This window comes from Streptomyces sp. NPDC041968, assembly GCF_055589025.1.
Genome location: NZ_JBVJCB010000003.1, coordinates 100,186 through 115,766 on the forward strand (window position 1 = coordinate 100,186; position 15,581 = coordinate 115,766).

The window sequence follows — 15,581 nt, forward strand, 5'->3', positions numbered from 1 at the left end:
GGAGGGAAGCGTCTCGTGAGCAGCAGGCCATCCCGAGGCGCTGCTCGCCTCGCAGCCATACTGGACGCGCTGCCTGACGCGTTGGTCCTGGTCAACGCCAACGGCACCGTGGTCAACGCCAACACCATCGCCCTGGAGGCCTTCGAGACCCCGGGCACCGCGCTGGTGGGGCGCGGGCTGCTGGATCTGCTGCCGCAGTTCGACTCGCGGCTCATCCCCGGGTCCATGCGGCGGCCGGACCACATCGACCCGCGGGCGCGCACCAAGCCGACGCGGATGGTCGCCCGGCGCACCGACGGCTCCGAGTTCCCGGTCGAGGTCACCAGCGCCAACCTGGAGACCGGTCAGCAGGCCTACGACACCTACGGCTACACCGGCGACGAACTGCTGATGCTCGTCGTCCGCGACCTCTCCGGCACCGTCGACACCGAGGCCGAGCTGGCGCGTTCGCAGCGGCAGACCGAGATGATCCTGCGGGCCGCCTCCGAGGGTGTCGTCGGCACCGACACCGACGGGCGGATCGTCCTCGTCAACCCGGCCGCCGCCCAGATACTCGGGTACCGGGCCAGCGACCTCGGCGGCCGCGAACTGCACACGCTCGTCCTGCACTCGCGGGCCGACGGCTCCCCCTTCCCGTACGACGAGTCCCCGCTCGCCGACACCCTGCGCTCCGGGCGCAAGCACCGGGTGCGCGGGCAGGTGGTGTTCGCCAAGAACGGCGACCCCTTGCCGGTCGACCTGACGACCGCGCCCGTCCGCGACGGCGACCAGCTCGTCGGCGCCGTCATGACCTTCACCGACCGGCGCCCGTACGACGCGCTGGTCAAGGAGCACGAGGACGCCGAGCGGCGGCACGCCGAGGAGCGGGAGCGGCTCGCCGAGGAGCACGCCGCCGAGCTGACCGCCCTGCGCCAGAGCCACGTGCGCGAGCTGGCGGAGCTGCGGGAGAAGCACGCGGAGGAGACCGCCGCGGACGCCGACCGCTACGCCGCGCTCGGTGAGCGGGAGAAGGACCGCTACGAGGCGCTCGCCGCCCGGCACGAACAGCTGCTGACCCTCCTCGGGGGCTCGCTGCGCGGGCCCCTGGACGAACTGCGCCAGGAGCTGGCCGCGCTGGCCGCGGACGACGCCGGGCAGTTGTGGCCCGAGGCCAACCAGGTGCTGCACCACCTGTCGGCCGGCTACTCGCGCATCACCACCCTCATCGACAACGTCCTCGGCTACCAGCGCCTCGACGTCGGCAACGAGAACGTCGCCCGCACCAAGGTGATGCTCGACGCCGTCGTCGCCGCCGGTGTCGACGGGGCCGTCGAGCTGATCGGGCCGGGACGCGTGCAGTTCGCCGTGCACGCGCCGCCCATCGAGGCGGAGGTCGATCCGCGGCTGCTGGCCGTCGCGCTGGCCCATCTCGTCGCGGACGTCGCGGGCGTCGACGCCACCGGCAACTCTCCCGTGTCGGCGACCGGCGGCTACCTCGACAACACCGTCGTGGTCGCGGCGGCGCAGCGCGGCGAGAGCGTACGCATCGAGGTGCGCGGGCCGTACGCCGGGGGAGACCCGGTGCACGAGCCGATCGTGCGCGGGATCGTACGGGCGCACGGGGGCGTGCTGCAGACGCACCAGGTGCCCGGCATGAGCGGCAGCGCCTACGTGCTGGAGGTGCCGATCGGCGGTGGGGCGGGGGCCGTCGTCGCCGACGCCCCGGCACCGGGTCCGGCGGCACCGGCCCACGCGGAGGCGTCGGCCGCCGGTGCCGCGGAGGCGGGCAGCGCCCTGGCCGTCCAGGAGCCGGCGTCGGGCGCCGGACGGCGGCGCGCCCGGCGGGCTTCGGTCGACGCGTTCCTGGAGAGCGGCACCGACGGTGCGGCGGGCGAGGGTGCCGACGCCGATCCGACCGGCCCCGACGGGGACTCCGTACCGACCGGACGGCGCAGGCGGCCTGCCGCGCAGGGCCAGGAGCAGGCCGCCGGGGAGCAGATCCGGACGCAGGTCCCGCTGCCGGTCCCCGCGCAGGCGGCGCCGGGCGAGGGGTCCGGCGGGACCGGGCGCCGGCGCGGGCGTCCCGCGGAGAACGCGGACGCGGCCGGCGAGGGCCCGCACCCGGCGGCGCTCGCCGGGGTGTCCGAGGGCGCCGTCCTCATGGCCGGCGAGCACGGCGGTGGGGCCGCGGCCTCCAACACCGGACTCGGCGGGACCGTACCGCCGCAGGGCGTCCCCGCGCCCGGCGGCCGGCGCGCCCGGCGGGACGGCGGTGAGCAGCACGCGCTGCCTCCGGCCCTGCCCGCGCAGGCCGGGGCGGCCGACCCCGCAGACGCGACCGGCGCGGCCGACGGGGACCGGCCGACCGGACGCCGGCGCCGTGCCCTGGCATCCGCCAACGAGCGGGCCGCCGCGCAGGAGGCGGCGCCGCGTCAGGTCTTCGCCCTGCCGCCCGCCGACGCGGACCGGCCGTCCGACGGGCCGGCGGGGTCGGCCGGGGCACCCGCCGCGGTGACGCCGGGTCAGGTCCCCGTGCCCGGTCCGGCCGTGCCCGCCGACGCTCCGCTGCCCGTCGGCGTCCCGCTCGACGAGGGCCGGCACGACGCCGTGCCGCACCACCAGGCCGACGACCACACCCCGCCGCAGCCGCACCCGACCGAGGCGCCCACGGGACGCCGCCGCCGGGCCGGGGCCGGCGCCCCGCAGGACGCGGAGTCCGTGCCGGCGCCGGGCGCGCCCGCGCACGGGGCCCCGGTGCCGCCGCGGAACACCGCCGCCGGTCAGGGCGTACCGGCACAGATGCCGGCCGAGGTACCGGCCCAGGGCGTACCCGGGCAGGCCGCACCCGGGCCGGTGCCCCCGCCGGCCGCCGCCCACGCCGAGGCGCCGCGGCCGGCCGAGGCCGCCGCCGCTCCGCACCCCGCCGGTGCCCCCGGCAGCGGGGCGCCGTGGCCCGGTGCCGCGGACGCCTCGGGAGCCGGAGCCCCCGTACCGCCCCACGGCGCCCCGCTGCCGCCCACCGGGGCGCCCGCGCAGTCCACCGGCGTCCCCGTACCGCCCGACGGTGTCCCCGGCCCCGCTCCCGCGGCCGCCCCCGGCACGACCGGAGCGGCCCCCGCCGCGCCGCAGGCCCCGGCGCCCCCGCGGACCGCCCCCGTCACCACGCCGAGCCGGGGCACCCCGCTGCCGCCCGAGAACGCCCCCGCTCCCCGCGCGGCGCAGCCCCTGCCCGCGGAGGCGTCCGCGCCCGTCGACCCGAACTCGACCCAGGGGCGGTCGATCAGCGTGCGGACGCTGGGCCAGGGCGTGCCGTTCAACCGGCAGGCGGTCCAGGTGCAGCAGCCGACGGCCACCCCCGCCCCGCAGCAGCCGAGCGGGTCGGGCCGGCGCCGCAAGCTGGGTACGCCGCCCGACCCGGCCACGGTCCGCCCGCACCCGTCGCCCGAACAGCCGCCCACCGCCGCGCAGCCCGCGGCACCGCAGCAGTCCCAGCCCCCGCCAGCGACGTCGGGGCCGGAACAGCCTCCTCTGGCCGGGGGCCAGCCCCGGCGCGCCCCGGGCACGGAGGGCGTCGGACGGTCGTACGCCATAGGGGCGCCGGACAAGAACGCCGCCGAGGGGCCCGAGCCGCTGGACGGGCCCGGCGGTGCCGTGGAGGTGGCCGACCCGCCGCGTCCGCAGCCGATGGACGACGAGCTGCCGCCGGAGCCGCTGGACAACCCGCGCCGGCTGCTCGTGTGGCCCGCGCCGGACGTCTCCACCCAGCAGGCGCTCAGTGACCGCGGCTACCGGCCGGTCATCGTGCACTCGCGCGAGGAGGTCGACGCGCAGATCGCGGCGTTCCCCGCCGCGCTGTTCGTGGACCCGCTGACCGGGCCGATCACCCGCACCGCGCTCCAGTCGCTGCGGCAGGCGGCGGTGGCGGCCGAGGTGCCGGTGCTGGTCACGGCCGGCCTCGGCCAGGCCTCGCGCGACGCCGCCTACGGTGCCGATCCGGCCGTCCTGCTGAAGGCGCTCGCGCCGCGGGACAGCGAGCAGCACCCGCCGCGCGTCCTGCTGATCGAGGAGCACGCGGAGATCGCGCTGGCGCTGACCGCGACGCTGGAGCGGCGCGGGATGCAGGTGGCGCGGGCGGCGAGCGACGCCGACGCGGTGACGCTGGCGGGGCAGTTCCGCCCGAACCTCGTCGTGATGGACCTGATGCAGGTCGAGCGGCACCAGGGGGGCCACGCCGGGATCATCGACTGGCTGCGCGCCAACGGGCAGCTCAACCGCACCCCGCTCGTCGTCTACACGGCCGCCGTCGACCCGGCCGACCTGCCGCGGCTGGCCTCGGGCGAGACGGTGCTGTTCCTGGCGGAGCGTTCCACCAGTGGCGAGGTGCAGTCCCGGATCGTCGAACTGCTCTCGCGGATCGGCACCAACTGACGCCGGGAGCCGGGTGAGTCCGGGGAGCGTCCCCGGTTCCCCCGGCTGACCGGACTGGCCGGGCTCCCGCTATCCCTCGACGATCCTGCGGGCCGCCTTCTTGATCGAGGCGCGCAGGCGGTCGGCGTCCGTGTCCTCGCCGCCGACCAGGACCCGTTTCATCTGCGGCACGACCGAGGCCCAGTTGGCCATCGCGACCAGCAGGAAGAGCAGGTCGGGAGCCGGGATGGCGTCGGTGACCACGCCGCGCGCCTGGCCGTCCCGTACGGCGGCGACCTTGCGGGCGTAGTGCTCCTGGCGTTCGGCCTCGTGGGGGAGTTCGGCGGTGCCGTACTCCATGCCCTCCCAGAAGAGGAGGCGGAGCAGCTCCGGGTGGGCGGCGTGGTAGTCCATGAGGCGGTCCATCCAGCCCTCGACGTCGTCCGGGTCGACCGGGACGGAGATCGCGAGGTCGAGCATCTTCTTCTCCAGGACGGACGCGAACAGCTCGTTCTTGTTGCCGTAGTAGGCGTAGATGAGCTGCTTGTTGGCCCTGGCCTCGGCGGCGATGCGGTCGATGCGGGCGCCGGCGATGCCATGGCGGGCGAACTCGGCGACCGCGGCTTCGAAGATCCGGGCCTTGGTCGCCTCGGGGTCTCTTGCTCCCATGGAGTCAGGGTAGCGGGGCGGTGGAGGTAACCAACCGTTTGGTTGACATGACCGGGAAGGAAGACGAGACTCTCGTGGTTACTTCCAACCAACCAGTTAGTTGTTAGCGTGCGCTCGAAGGAGTCGCTCCGCCCATGTCGTCACCGTCAGCAGCCACCCGGACCACGCCGGAGACCGACGCCCACGGCGCCCTCCGGGGAGGGCCCGCCGCCGCCTCCCGCCTCCTCCTCCCCCTGATCGCCCTGTGCACCGCCGTCACGGCGGCCAACATCTACCTCGCGGCGCCACTGCTCCCGCTCATCGCCGAGGACTTCCGTTCCACCCCGTCGGCGGTGGCCTGGCTCGCGTCGGTCGCGCAGTTCGGGTACGCGGCCGGGCTGCTCTTCTTCGCCCCGCTCGGGGACAGCGTGAACCGGCGGCGGCTGGTCGCCGTCCTCTCGCTGGTCGCCGCGGCCGCGCTGGTCGCCGGCGCCGCCTCGGGCTCCACCGGCGTGCTCGCCGGTGCCGTCCTGGTCGCCTCCGCCGCGACCGTCGTCCCGCAGCTCCTGGTCCCGCTGGTGGCCGAGCGCGCCCCCGCCGACCGCCGGGCCCGGCACGTCGCGGCCGTCATCGCGGGCCTGTTCACCGGCGTGGTGGCCGCCCGGGTGCTGGGCGGGCTGGTCGGGCAGGCCTTCGGCTGGCGCGTGGTGTTCGTGGGCGCGGCCGCGCTCACCGCGCTGCTGGGCCTGGTGACCGCCTACGCACTGCCCGTGGAGCGGCGGCGCCGCCGAGGCCCGCTGTTCTCGGGGCTCGCCGCGCTGCCGGGCGTGCTGCGCCACTCGCCGGACCTGTGGCGGGCGTGCGTGCGTCAGGCCGGTATGTACGGCGCCTGGAGCGCCCTGTGGACCTCGCTCGCGCTGCTCCTGGCCGGGGACGACGGGTACGGCATGACCACCGCGGCGGCCGGGCTGTTCGGCCTGTTCGGGCTCGCGGCCAGTGTCGTCGCGCCGCTCGCGGGCGGTTTCGTCGACCGGTTCGGTGCCGCCAAGGTCGTACGGTCCGCGTATCTGCTCGCCGCCCTGTCGGTGCCGCTGTTCTGGCTGGGCGGGCAGGTGATGGCGGCCCTGTGCGCGGCGGCGGTCCTGGTGCACGCCGCCCTCGTGGCCTCCCACGTCGCCAACCAGACCCTCGCCCTGACCACCACCTCCGCCCCGGCCACCGCGAACACGGCGTACGTCGTCGCCGGCTTCGCGGGCGGTGCCCTGGCCTCGGCCCTCGCGGGACCCGCGTACGGCCACTGGGGCTGGCCCGGCGTCTGCGCGGTGGCGGGGGCCTGGCTGGTGCTGGGGTGGGCGGCCACCGCCGTACGGGGGCGGTGAGGACGGAGGCGTGCCGGGCGGGGACCCGCCCGGCCAGCCGGTGCCCCTCAGAGGCGGGTGACGTCCAGACCCCCGTCGGCGTACTGCCGACGCAGCACCTTCTTGTCGAACTTGCCGACGCTCGTCTTCGGCACCGCCCCGATGACCGTCCAGCGCTCGGGCAGCTGCCACTTGGCGATCTTGCCGTCCTCGGCGAGGAAGGTGCGCAGCTCCTCGAAGCCGACGCTCGCGCCCTCCTTGAGGACGACCGTGGCCAGCGGACGCTCGCCCCACTTGTCGTCGGGGACGGCGACCACGGCGGCCTCGGCGACGGCCGGGTGGGACATCAGGGCGTTCTCCAGCTCCACCGAGGAGATCCACTCGCCGCCGGACTTGATGACGTCCTTGGCGCGGTCGGTGAGGGTGAGGTAGCCGTCGGCGGAGATGGTGCCGACGTCGCCCGTCTTCAGCCAGCCGTCCTCGCTGAACTTGTCGGCGGGGCGCAGCGGCTCGGCGCCGGGGCCGTTGTAGTAGGCGCCCGCGATCCAGTTGCCGCGGACCTCCAGCTCACCGGCGGACTCGCCGTCCCAGGGCAGGCGCTCGCCGCCGGGGCCGGTGAGGCGGGCCTCGACACCGGCCGGGAAGCGGCCCTGGGTGAGGCGGTAGGCGAACTCCTCCGACGTGCCGACCGCGTGGGCCGGCGGCCGGGCGACCGTGCCCAGCGGCGAGGTCTCCGTCATCCCCCAGGCGTGGCAGACCCGCATGCCGAGCGCGTCGAAGGCCTCCATGAGCGACGGCGGACAGGCGGAGCCGCCGATGGTGACCTGCGTGAGGGAGGAGACGTCCCGGGGCTTCGCGGTCAGCTCGGCGAGCAGCCCCTGCCAGATGGTGGGGACGGCGGCGGCGTGCGTCGGCTTCTCGCTCTCGATCATCTCGGCGAGCGGCGCGGGCTGGAGGAAGCGGTCCGGCATCAGCATGTTCACGCCGGTCATGAAGGTGGCGTGCGGCAGTCCCCAGGCGTTGACGTGGAACTGCGGGACGACCACCAGCGAGGTGTCCTCGTCGGTCAGCCCCATCGACTGCGCCATGTTGACCTGCATCGAGTGCAGGTAGATGGAACGGTGGCTGTAGACCACGCCCTTGGGGTCGCCGGTGGTGCCGGAGGTGTAGCACATGGCGGCCGCGGCACGCTCGTCCAGCTCGGGCCAGTCGTAGCTGTCCGGCTTCCCGGCGAGCAGGTCCTCGTACTCGTGCACCCGCACGGACGCCCCCTCCAGCAGGGAGCGGTCGCCGGGGCCGGTGACGACGACGTGCTCGACCGTCTTCAGGTGCGGCAGCAGCGGGGCGAGCAGCGGCAGCAGCGAACCGTTGGCGATCACCACACGGTCGGCGGCGTGGTTCACGATCCAGGCCAGCTGCTCCGGCGGGAGGCGGAGGTTGAGGGTGTGGAGGACCGCGCCCATGGAGGGGATCGCGAAGTACGCCTCGACGTGCTCCGCGTTGTTCCAGGCGAGCGTCGCCACCCGTTCGTCGTCCCGGACGGCCAGGTCCTCGCGCAGCGCATGGGCAAGCCGGGCGGCCCGGGTTCCGATCTCGGCGAAGGAGCGGCGGTGCGGCTCGCCCTCACCGGTCCAGGTGGTCACCTGTGAGCTGCCGTGGATCGTCGACCCGTGGGTGAGGATTCTCGATATCAGCAGCGGTACGTCCTGCATCGTGCTCAGCACGGTGTCCTCCCGGGGCGACATTGCCTGTGCGGCGGCAAGGGTTGCGCTGATTCTGCGCACATACCGCGCGGTATGTCACTACTCCCGGGTGATCGATCAGCGGGCGCTGCCCGACGGAGTGGCCGGGCGGACCTCCCAGGACCCTCCCCGGGCCCTCCCAGGACCCTCCTAGGACCGGACAATCCCCAGCTCAGGGTCGTCGCGGAGCTTGCCGAGCGCCCGGGACACCGCCGACTTCACCGTGCCCACGGAAACTCCGAGCACCTCGGCCGTCTGGACCTCGCTGAGGTCCTCGTAGTACCTGAGGACGACCATCGCCCGCTGCCGGGCCGGCAGCTTCATGATCGCCCGCCACATCGCGTCGCGCAGGGCCTGCCGCTCCGCCGGGTCGTCGCTCCCGGGGGCGGGCTCCGGCTCGGGCAGCTCGTCGCAGGCGAACTCGTCGACCTTGCGCTTGCGCCACTGCGAGGTCCGGGTGTTCAGCAGCGCCCTGCGCACGTAGCCGTCCAGGGCGCGGTGGTCCTCGATGCGGTCCCAGGCCACGTACGTCTTGGTGAGCGCGGTCTGCAGCAGGTCCTCCGCATCGCTCGGGTTCGCGGTCAGCGACCGGGCGGTACGCAGCAGCACCGGCTGGCGGGCCTTCACGTACGAGGAGAACGACGGGTACGCGAAGGTCTGCGTCCTCGCTGCCGCCAGGGCTGTGGCCATGGCCGAGCCCCTGGCCGAGCCCCTGGCCGGGGCCTTGGCCGGAGCCTGGGCCGTGGCGGCGTCCGAAGCGCTGGTGCAGACGAGTGTGGTCATGACTCAACGCTATGAGCGAGGGATGCCCGGCGGATCGGCCGCAGGTCCCGAAGCAGAGTCCGCCTCAGGTTGTAGGGGTGGTGCCGGCTGCACCTCCTGTAGGTGGACGAGAGGAGGAGACGTACTGCGGGTTCACCCCTGGGGGCTCGCCGGACGCGCGCGAGAACGCCTGGGCGGCGATACCGGAGTACCGCCGCCCAGGCGTCTTGCGACCCCATGAAGCACACCCGTCCGAAGAGCGAGGGGCCGGCGCGGGAGCGCACCCGCGCCGGCCCCTCAGATCACCACCACAGCGGGGTGAAGCTGACGGCCACGTTCTCGTTGCCCTGGTTGATCGCGGTGAAGGCGGAGCCGTCGACCTGGGCGGTGTTGCTCTGGTTCGAGGCCCCCGAGCCGACCGCCTGCTGCTGCGTGGTGGACGAGTTGCCGTTGTTGTCCCCGCCGACACCACTGCCGAGGATGCCCGCGAAGGCCTCCGCGGCGGTCGCGTTCGATCCGTCGTTCGCGAGTGCGCCGTTGTCCGCCGTCGCCACGCCGCCGAAGAGCGCGGCGGCGAGCGGGAGGGCGGCGACGGCGGCGACGACGCGAGCGGTACGGATGCTTGCCATGTTGTTCCTCCAGAACAAGTGCGCGTCGGCCGAGGCCGAGCACGCGAGAAGTACGTGAAGCTGCCTGGATCTGCGTGAAGTTGCGTGAAGCGGATTCCAACCGGACCTTGAGCCGAGGCAGTTGGCCGACCGCCTCGACGCTGTGCACGACGTCGCGTGATCAGAGTTGCCCACCGAATCCCCGGCGAACCACCCCCGAAGCCCCGATTCGCCCTCAAGCGTGATGACAAGTCGATAAACCCCTTTGCGTCCCTTCCGTACCAGCCCGGGGCAGCACGGACAGGTCCACCCCAAGTGCCACAAGAGGTGAAGCGTTCCGCCACTTTCTCCGCCCACCGCACCTCCCCGGCGCGTCGCGCGCGGCCACCCTTCCCTTTTTCGAACGTACGTACGAACATAGACGCATGGCCACCCCAGACCGGCAGGCCACGACCCTGGCCCTCGCCCACGCCCTGTCAGCCGCCGAACGCGGGCTGGCCGTCATCCCCCTGTCCCGGACGAAGCTCCCGGCCCTGCGCTCGCCCCACCGCGACGACCCGGCCCCGGCCCCCTGCCACGGCGAGTGCGGCCGCCCCGGTCACGGGGTCCACGACGCCACCACCGACCCGGCCCGCATCCGCGAACTCTTCACCGCCGCCCCCTGGGCCACGGGCTACGGCATCGCCTGCGGCCTGCCCCCGTACCACCTCATCGGCGTCGACCTGGACACCAAGTCGGAGACGGACTCCTCGGCCGCCCTGCGCGAACTCGCCCTGCGCCATCTGTTCACGATCCCGCCGACGGTCGTCGTCCTGACCCCCAGCGGAGGCCGCCACCTGTGGCTGAGCGGCCCGCCCGACGCCGTCGTGCCCAACTCGGCCGGGCGCCTGGCCACCGGCATCGACATCCGCGGCGCCGGCGGCTACCTGGTCGGCCCCGGCTCCCGCACCCGGCACGGTACGTACACCGCCGCGCCCGGCACGGCCCACCTCGCCCCCGCGGCCTGCCCGCCCGCGCTCCTGCGCCTCCTGCTGCCACCGGCCCGTACGCCCCGGCCGTCCCCGGCCCGGACCGAGGAGCACGGCCAGGGCCTCGTCCAGTTCGTCCTCACCGCCCACGAGGGCCAGCGGAACACCCGCCTCTTCTGGGCCGCCTGCCGCGCCTACGAGGACGGCATCGGCCCGGCGCTCGTCGCTCCGCTGATCGAGGCGGCCCTCGACACCGGCCTCACCGAACGCGAGGCCCGCGCGACGATCGCGTCCGCCGCCCGCATGACGGGCCACCACCCCTGACACCCGACGCACCGGAGCCCTCACCCCCGCCCCCGCCCCCGCCCCCGGCATCCGTCTCCACCCACCCCCTCCCCCCACAGCCCTCTCGGCACGAACCCGAAAGCCCTTCATGCACGACCGTCCCCGAGTGCCGGCCTTGTCACTGACCCGGGTCGTCCTGTCCTCCGGCCGCAGCGTCGACCTGGCCGAGCTGCACCTCACGTCGACATACGGCGGCCTGCTGGAGGGCTACCCGTGCGGCCCTGTCAACGACCTGCGCATCAGGGAGCTGGTGCACACCGCCGAGCGAATGTCCCCGACCACGCCGGTGCATCTGGTGCCGCCCCCGCGCGAGTACCCGGACCAGTACGCGGGTGCCCTCGGCCCGGTGGAGGTGCTGCCGCGCGTGGCCTGCGTGGGACGCTTCTCCTCCGCGGCCCTCGATCCGGCCAACGACCCGTTCCTGCACCGCTCCGCGCTGACCGTCGTCTGGTTCCAGTCCACCTCACGCGTCCCGTCGGCGCGGGACACGGAGCCCGCCCTGCGGGAGGTCGACTGGGCCGGTCTGGCCCGCGACTACGAACTCTGAGGCCGGTCCGGCACGCCGGCGGCCTCGTCCTTCCGCCACGGCCCGACGCCGAGTTCGCCCGTGGTGCCGAGGTCGAGCCCCGGGGCGACCACGACGGGGTCCGACCCGGACGCGGCCCGCACCCTGACGTACGGCACGGTCACCGCCTCCCCGGCCTGGGTGGTGTTGCGCCACGCCATGCTCGCCGCGGCCGACTCGCCCGGCCGCAGGGTCACCCGCCGGACCGGCTCTCCGCCGCCCGCCATGGGGATGCCCTCGGTGCCGCGCAGGATCTCGATCCCCTCGACCGGTGCCAGCTCCTCGTCGAGCAGCTGGAGCACCGGATACCCCTCGACGGAGTACGGGCGGGCGCCGCAGTTCTCCAGGTGCAGCCCCACCACCCGCAGCCCCATGGCGGCGTCGCCCTCGTCCGCCGTGAGCCGCAGCCCGGACGGCGGGCAGGAACCGGCGGCCGCCGGCGCCTCGTCGGCGGGCACCCGCTTCACGTCGACGACGCGCACGTGTGCGGCGTCCAGGCGCTGATCACCCAGGCTTCCGACGCTCTCGAGCGTGCGCCGCACGGTCCGCCCCGCGGCCACGGACGCCACCGTCTCCGTGGCGTCGGACATCGCCCTGCCCTGGTCGTCCACCAGGGAGAAGGTGATCGTGTAGGTGAAGGCTTCGGCCCCCCGGTTGGTCACCGAGTACGCGACCACGCACGGGGACGCGCTCGCCTCCGGCAGCCCCGGAAGGCTGTCCGCCGTCACGGACACCCCGGGTCGCCGGCTCTCCCCGCCGTGGGACGGGGCACCGGCCTCCCCCTGCGCGCCGTCGCCCCGCTCGACCGCCCCGAGGATCCGCACCCCGTCGTCCTCCGGCCCCGCCGCACCGGACGCCTGCGCCCCGCACCGGCCCTCCGGTCCGCCCTCCCCTCCCGCGCCGCCCGCGCCTGCGTCGCCGGACGCGGCGGTCTGGGTACCGCAGGCACCGATCAGGAGACTGGCGAGGAGAGCACCGCAGGCCGCGAGCGGCACTCGGAGCTGGGGGGTCCGCATCGCCCCAGCCCACCAGCCCCGCCCCTCGACGACCGTGGCGGAAGCCACACTTCCGGTCACAGCCCTGTCACAGTCCCGCTCCCCCGCCTCAGGGAGACGATCACGGCGGCGAGCCCGGCGCTGACCACGAAGCCGCCCATCATGACCATCCCCACCCCGACGACGAAGAGACCACTGCCGTCGTCCGACCAGTCGCGGTAGGCGCAGGCCGTCAGTCCGACGGTGACGCCGAGCACCGCACCGACGGCGTACCCCCGCCATACCGCCCAGCACACCGGCCCCAGCAGGGCCAGCACGAGCCCGATCACCTGCCAGGCCTCGTACGGCCCGGTCGTCGTGCCGTCGGCGTGCACGTCCCGCTCCTGGTCCCACCCCAGCCACACGGCCCACAGAGCCGAGGCCGCCGCGACCACCACGAGGGCCGACAGCAGCTGGTGGACGGTCTTCACCGGTCGTTGTTCCATGCCTCCAACGCTCCGCCACCCGCCCGGGAGGCGACCAGAGCTGGCGTACTCAGTTCCCCACCGAGTAGGAGCACCGGGGCCACAGCGGGCACGGGTGCCTCCAGGGGTCCGGTTCCTCGGAGTCGTCGTGCCCGCTACGTGCCCGTCCGTCACCGCCCGCCTGCCTGACCCCCTTGATCCCAGGCATGGACGCGGACCGGGTCGAGGTGGAGTTCGTTCGGTCCCAAGCAGTCGGCGGCCCAGGCCGCCAGGCGAGAACCGCAGACGCAGGCCAAGTTGGGTCCGTGCGCGCCGGTGGGGCCGCAACACCCCCGCCAGTTGGCCCCGAGCGTGAAGGGTTCGAGGCGTGGCAGGACATCGTCCGGGTGGACGACGATGCTGTTCCGCCGGCCGGCGGACTCCGTGATGCCGGTGTCGGTGCGCAGCAGCTCGCGCCCCGTGCCGCCGACGTCCCGGCGAGACTCGCCGACAGGAACCCATGGGGCACCCCAGGGATCGGGGTCGATGGCGTAGTACCCACAGGGAACGGTGGAGCGAGCCCGGCCCGTGTCCGGGTCCCGGCCGCGATCGGGGTCATCCACCTCCGGCACGAACGGCAGCGCCAGCAGATCTCCGGTGAGCGCGGCCCCGCATCCGGCGCAGTGGAAGACGGTCACAGGTCAGGTTCTACCGTCTGCCGGACGGAAATCGATCAGCCGGGACAGGCGACCAAACGGCGGAGCCCTTCATGGCATGCACCACCCGTGCCCCTCCGTTCCCGATCGGTCGGGAAACCGCGGGGAACGGCGGTGCACGGCGGGTACCGCACACGGCGACGGCCCCCGACCGTAACGCCTGGTCAGGGGCCGTCAAACACTGCGGTGGGTGTGGGATTTGAACCCACGGTGACTTGCGCCACGACGGTTTTCAAGACCGTTCCCTTAGGCCGCTCGGGCAACCCACCCGTGCACCGTCCACCTGGGGCGGAGCGGCTACAGCCTACCGGGCGCTGGCCCTGTGCGGGGCCCGTGGGCCGGGGCGGGTGAGGCGGCGGTCAGTCGTCGCCGACCTTGGAGCCGAGGGTGAGTTCGGTGGTGCGCTCCTTGCCGCCGCGCTCGTAGGTGACCGTGACCTTGTCGCCGGGCTTGTGCGTCCAGATCTCGCCGATCAGGGTCGGTCCGCTGTCGATCACGCGGTCGTCGAGCTTGGTGATGACGTCACCGGGCTTGAGGCCCGCGGCGGCGGCGGGGCCGCCCGACTCGACGGGATCGGAACCGTTGACACCCTGCTCGGTGAGCTTGGCGCCGTTCGCCGTCTCCTCCAGGGAGACGGACGCGCCGATCTTCGCGTACACCGGCTTGCCGCTCTTGATCAGCTGCTTGGCGACGAACTCGGCCTGGTTGACGGGGATGGCGAAGCCCAGGCCGATCGAGCCGGCCTGGCCGGTGCCGAAGCCGCCGTTGCTCGTGGACTGGATCGCGGAGTTGATCCCGATGACGTTGCCCTGGGCGTCCAGCAGCGGGCCGCCGGAGTTGCCCGGGTTGATCGACGCGTCGGTCTGGAGCGCGCTCATGTAGGACGCCTTGTTGCTGCCGCTGCCGTCGCTGGAGGCCACGGGACGGTTCTTGGCGCTGATGATGCCCGTGGTCACCGTGTCGGACAGGCCGAAGGGGGCGCCGATGGCGATCGTGGAGTCGCCGACCGCCACCTTGTCGGAGTCACCGAGGGGGAGCGGGTTCAGGTCCGAGGGGGCGTTCTCGAGTTTGATGACCGCCACGTCGTAGCCCTGGGCGTGCCCGACCACCTCGGCGGCGTACTTCTTGCCGTCGGGGAAGGTCGCGCTGAGCTTGCCTCCGTCGACCGCCTCGGCCACCACGTGGTTGTTGGTGACGATGTGGCCCTGCTTGTCGAAGACGAAGCCGGTGCCGGTACCGCCCTCGCCGTTGCTGCCCTCGGCCTGGATGGTGACCGTGCTGGGCAGGGCCTTGGCGGCCACGCCGGCGACCGTGCCCGCGTCGCGCTTGAGCGAGCCTCCGGTGTCGGACGCGGAGACCGTCGTCGAACCGGTCTCGTCGTTGTTCTTGGCCAGGGTGTAGCCGAGGCCGCCGCCCAGACCGCCCGCGACCAGCGCGGCGATCAGGAGCCCGGCGACCAGTCCGCCGCGACCGCTGCCCGGCTTCGGCGCGGGCGGCTGGTACGAGGCACCCCAGCCGCCCTGGCCGCCACCGCCTCCACCGCCGTAGGTCGGAGTGCCCGGCGGCGGGGGCGGCGGCCAGGAGGCGTCGGGCGCCGTGTGCCCGTAGGGCGCGCCCGTGCCCTCGGGCGCGGGCTGCTGCGGCGCGTGGGCGGCGAACGGTCCGTGTCCCCCGTGCGGCGCGGCCGCCGGTGCCTGCGCCGGCGGCTGCTCCGGGTGCGGCGCGGCCGGCTGGGGGGAGGCAGCGGGAGTGTCCACCGGCGCGGGGGGCGCGGACGGGGCCGGGGGTACCGCGGTGCCCTCGTTCTCGGTGCTCACAGCTTCTCTCCTCGTTCCACGGCTTCCACGGCTGTTTCTCGGTCGTCCTGCGGTCGCGCTCGGCCGTACTCACGCGCCGTTCCCTGGGGGCCGGCGCGATACAGACGTGCGGTGTTCTTGTATGCCATCAGCTTTTCCCACGGGCCGTCAGAGCACCATAAGCGGTTGCTGTGGGTTCGCGGTCGACCTTTATATCGGTCAACCCAGACTAAACGGACGGACGGTCGA

General features: G+C 74.3%; 12 protein-coding genes and 1 tRNA gene. 4 read left to right on the forward strand and 9 right to left on the reverse strand.

Annotation, left to right across the window (positions count from 1 at the left end; translation table 11 throughout):
- Window positions 1–15 precede the first annotated feature (15 nt).
- Complete coding sequence (locus ACZ6EG_RS08585; protein ID WP_469602809.1) at window positions 16–4,407, forward strand: response regulator; 4,392 nt, start codon at window positions 16–18, stop codon at window positions 4,405–4,407.
- Between the two features lie 69 nt (window positions 4,408–4,476).
- Here ACZ6EG_RS08585 and ACZ6EG_RS08590 read toward each other — a convergent pair whose 3' ends face one another.
- The gene (locus ACZ6EG_RS08590; protein WP_391971696.1) at window positions 4,477–5,055 is read right to left on the reverse strand and encodes a TetR/AcrR family transcriptional regulator; all 579 of its coding nucleotides are present in this window, start codon (window positions 5,053–5,055) and stop codon (window positions 4,477–4,479) included.
- Window positions 5,056–5,189: 134 nt separating this feature from the next.
- On the opposite strand from ACZ6EG_RS08590, the gene ACZ6EG_RS08595 reads away from it, so the two are divergent.
- Window positions 5,190–6,413 (forward strand): MFS transporter, encoded by a 1,224-nt coding sequence (locus ACZ6EG_RS08595; RefSeq protein ID WP_391971697.1) that lies wholly within the window; start codon window positions 5,190–5,192, stop codon window positions 6,411–6,413.
- Window positions 6,414–6,460: 47 nt separating this feature from the next.
- Here the strand turns inward: ACZ6EG_RS08595 and ACZ6EG_RS08600 are convergent, their stop codons facing one another.
- From ACZ6EG_RS08600 to ACZ6EG_RS08610, 3 genes are all read right to left on the reverse strand, one after another.
- Window positions 6,461–8,137, reverse strand: coding sequence for a long-chain fatty acid--CoA ligase (locus tag ACZ6EG_RS08600; RefSeq protein ID WP_469603512.1), 1,677 nt, complete (start codon window positions 8,135–8,137; stop codon window positions 6,461–6,463).
- Window positions 8,138–8,284: 147 nt separating this feature from the next.
- Window positions 8,285–8,917 carry a SigE family RNA polymerase sigma factor gene (locus tag ACZ6EG_RS08605; protein ID WP_384689366.1) on the reverse strand — a complete coding sequence of 211 codons (633 nt, stop codon included), beginning with the start codon at window positions 8,915–8,917 and terminating at the stop codon, window positions 8,285–8,287.
- 281 nt (window positions 8,918–9,198) lie between these two features.
- Window positions 9,199–9,525 carry a hypothetical protein gene (locus tag ACZ6EG_RS08610; RefSeq protein WP_356602782.1) on the reverse strand — a complete coding sequence of 109 codons (327 nt, stop codon included), beginning with the start codon at window positions 9,523–9,525 and terminating at the stop codon, window positions 9,199–9,201.
- Window positions 9,526–9,929: 404 nt separating this feature from the next.
- On the opposite strand from ACZ6EG_RS08610, the gene ACZ6EG_RS08615 reads away from it, so the two are divergent.
- The gene (locus ACZ6EG_RS08615) at window positions 9,930–10,796 is read left to right on the forward strand and encodes a bifunctional DNA primase/polymerase (protein ID WP_391971698.1); all 867 of its coding nucleotides are present in this window, start codon (window positions 9,930–9,932) and stop codon (window positions 10,794–10,796) included.
- Between the two features lie 109 nt (window positions 10,797–10,905).
- Window positions 10,906–11,364, forward strand: a complete 459-nt coding sequence (locus ACZ6EG_RS08620) for a hypothetical protein (RefSeq protein ID WP_391971699.1) — start codon at window positions 10,906–10,908, stop codon at window positions 11,362–11,364.
- On the opposite strand, the gene ACZ6EG_RS08625 is transcribed toward ACZ6EG_RS08620, so the two are convergent.
- From ACZ6EG_RS08625 to ACZ6EG_RS08645, 5 genes are all read right to left on the reverse strand, one after another.
- Window positions 11,352–12,398 carry a DUF4232 domain-containing protein gene (locus tag ACZ6EG_RS08625; RefSeq protein ID WP_469602815.1) on the reverse strand — a complete coding sequence of 349 codons (1,047 nt, stop codon included), beginning with the start codon at window positions 12,396–12,398 and terminating at the stop codon, window positions 11,352–11,354. The two genes, ACZ6EG_RS08620 and ACZ6EG_RS08625, sit on opposite strands and share 13 nt — an antisense overlap.
- A gap of 56 nt (window positions 12,399–12,454) precedes the next feature.
- A complete protein-coding gene (locus ACZ6EG_RS08630) occupies window positions 12,455–12,862 on the reverse strand; it encodes a hypothetical protein (RefSeq protein ID WP_469602818.1) in 408 nt (135 codons plus the stop codon).
- 149 nt (window positions 12,863–13,011) lie between these two features.
- A complete protein-coding gene (locus ACZ6EG_RS08635; protein ID WP_469602821.1) occupies window positions 13,012–13,518 on the reverse strand; it encodes a hypothetical protein in 507 nt (168 codons plus the stop codon).
- 202 nt (window positions 13,519–13,720) lie between these two features.
- A tRNA-Ser gene (locus tag ACZ6EG_RS08640) sits at window positions 13,721–13,805 on the reverse strand.
- Between the two features lie 90 nt (window positions 13,806–13,895).
- On the reverse strand, window positions 13,896–15,353 hold the full coding sequence (locus ACZ6EG_RS08645) for a S1C family serine protease (RefSeq protein ID WP_391971703.1): 1,458 nt from the start codon (window positions 15,351–15,353) through the stop codon (window positions 13,896–13,898).
- Window positions 15,354–15,581 lie beyond the last annotated feature (228 nt).

Excerpts from the sequence above, each read along its gene's own strand:
- ACZ6EG_RS08600 (WP_469603512.1), bottom strand. The coding sequence starts at position 8,137 with ATGTCGCCCCGGGAGGACACCGTGCTGAGCACGATGCAGGACGTACCG.
- ACZ6EG_RS08595 (WP_391971697.1), top strand. The coding sequence starts at position 5,190 with ATGTCGTCACCGTCAGCAGCCACCCGGACCACGCCGGAGACCGACGCC.
- ACZ6EG_RS08610 (WP_356602782.1), bottom strand. The coding sequence starts at position 9,525 with ATGGCAAGCATCCGTACCGCTCGCGTCGTCGCCGCCGTCGCCGCCCTC.
- ACZ6EG_RS08605 (WP_384689366.1), bottom strand. The coding sequence starts at position 8,917 with ATGACCACACTCGTCTGCACCAGCGCTTCGGACGCCGCCACGGCCCAG.
- ACZ6EG_RS08630 (WP_469602818.1), bottom strand. The coding sequence starts at position 12,862 with ATGGAACAACGACCGGTGAAGACCGTCCACCAGCTGCTGTCGGCCCTC.
- ACZ6EG_RS08620 (WP_391971699.1), top strand. The coding sequence starts at position 10,906 with ATGCACGACCGTCCCCGAGTGCCGGCCTTGTCACTGACCCGGGTCGTC.
- ACZ6EG_RS08625 (WP_469602815.1), bottom strand. The coding sequence starts at position 12,398 with ATGCGGACCCCCCAGCTCCGAGTGCCGCTCGCGGCCTGCGGTGCTCTC.
- ACZ6EG_RS08590 (WP_391971696.1), bottom strand. The coding sequence starts at position 5,055 with ATGGGAGCAAGAGACCCCGAGGCGACCAAGGCCCGGATCTTCGAAGCC.
- ACZ6EG_RS08615 (WP_391971698.1), top strand. The coding sequence starts at position 9,930 with ATGGCCACCCCAGACCGGCAGGCCACGACCCTGGCCCTCGCCCACGCC.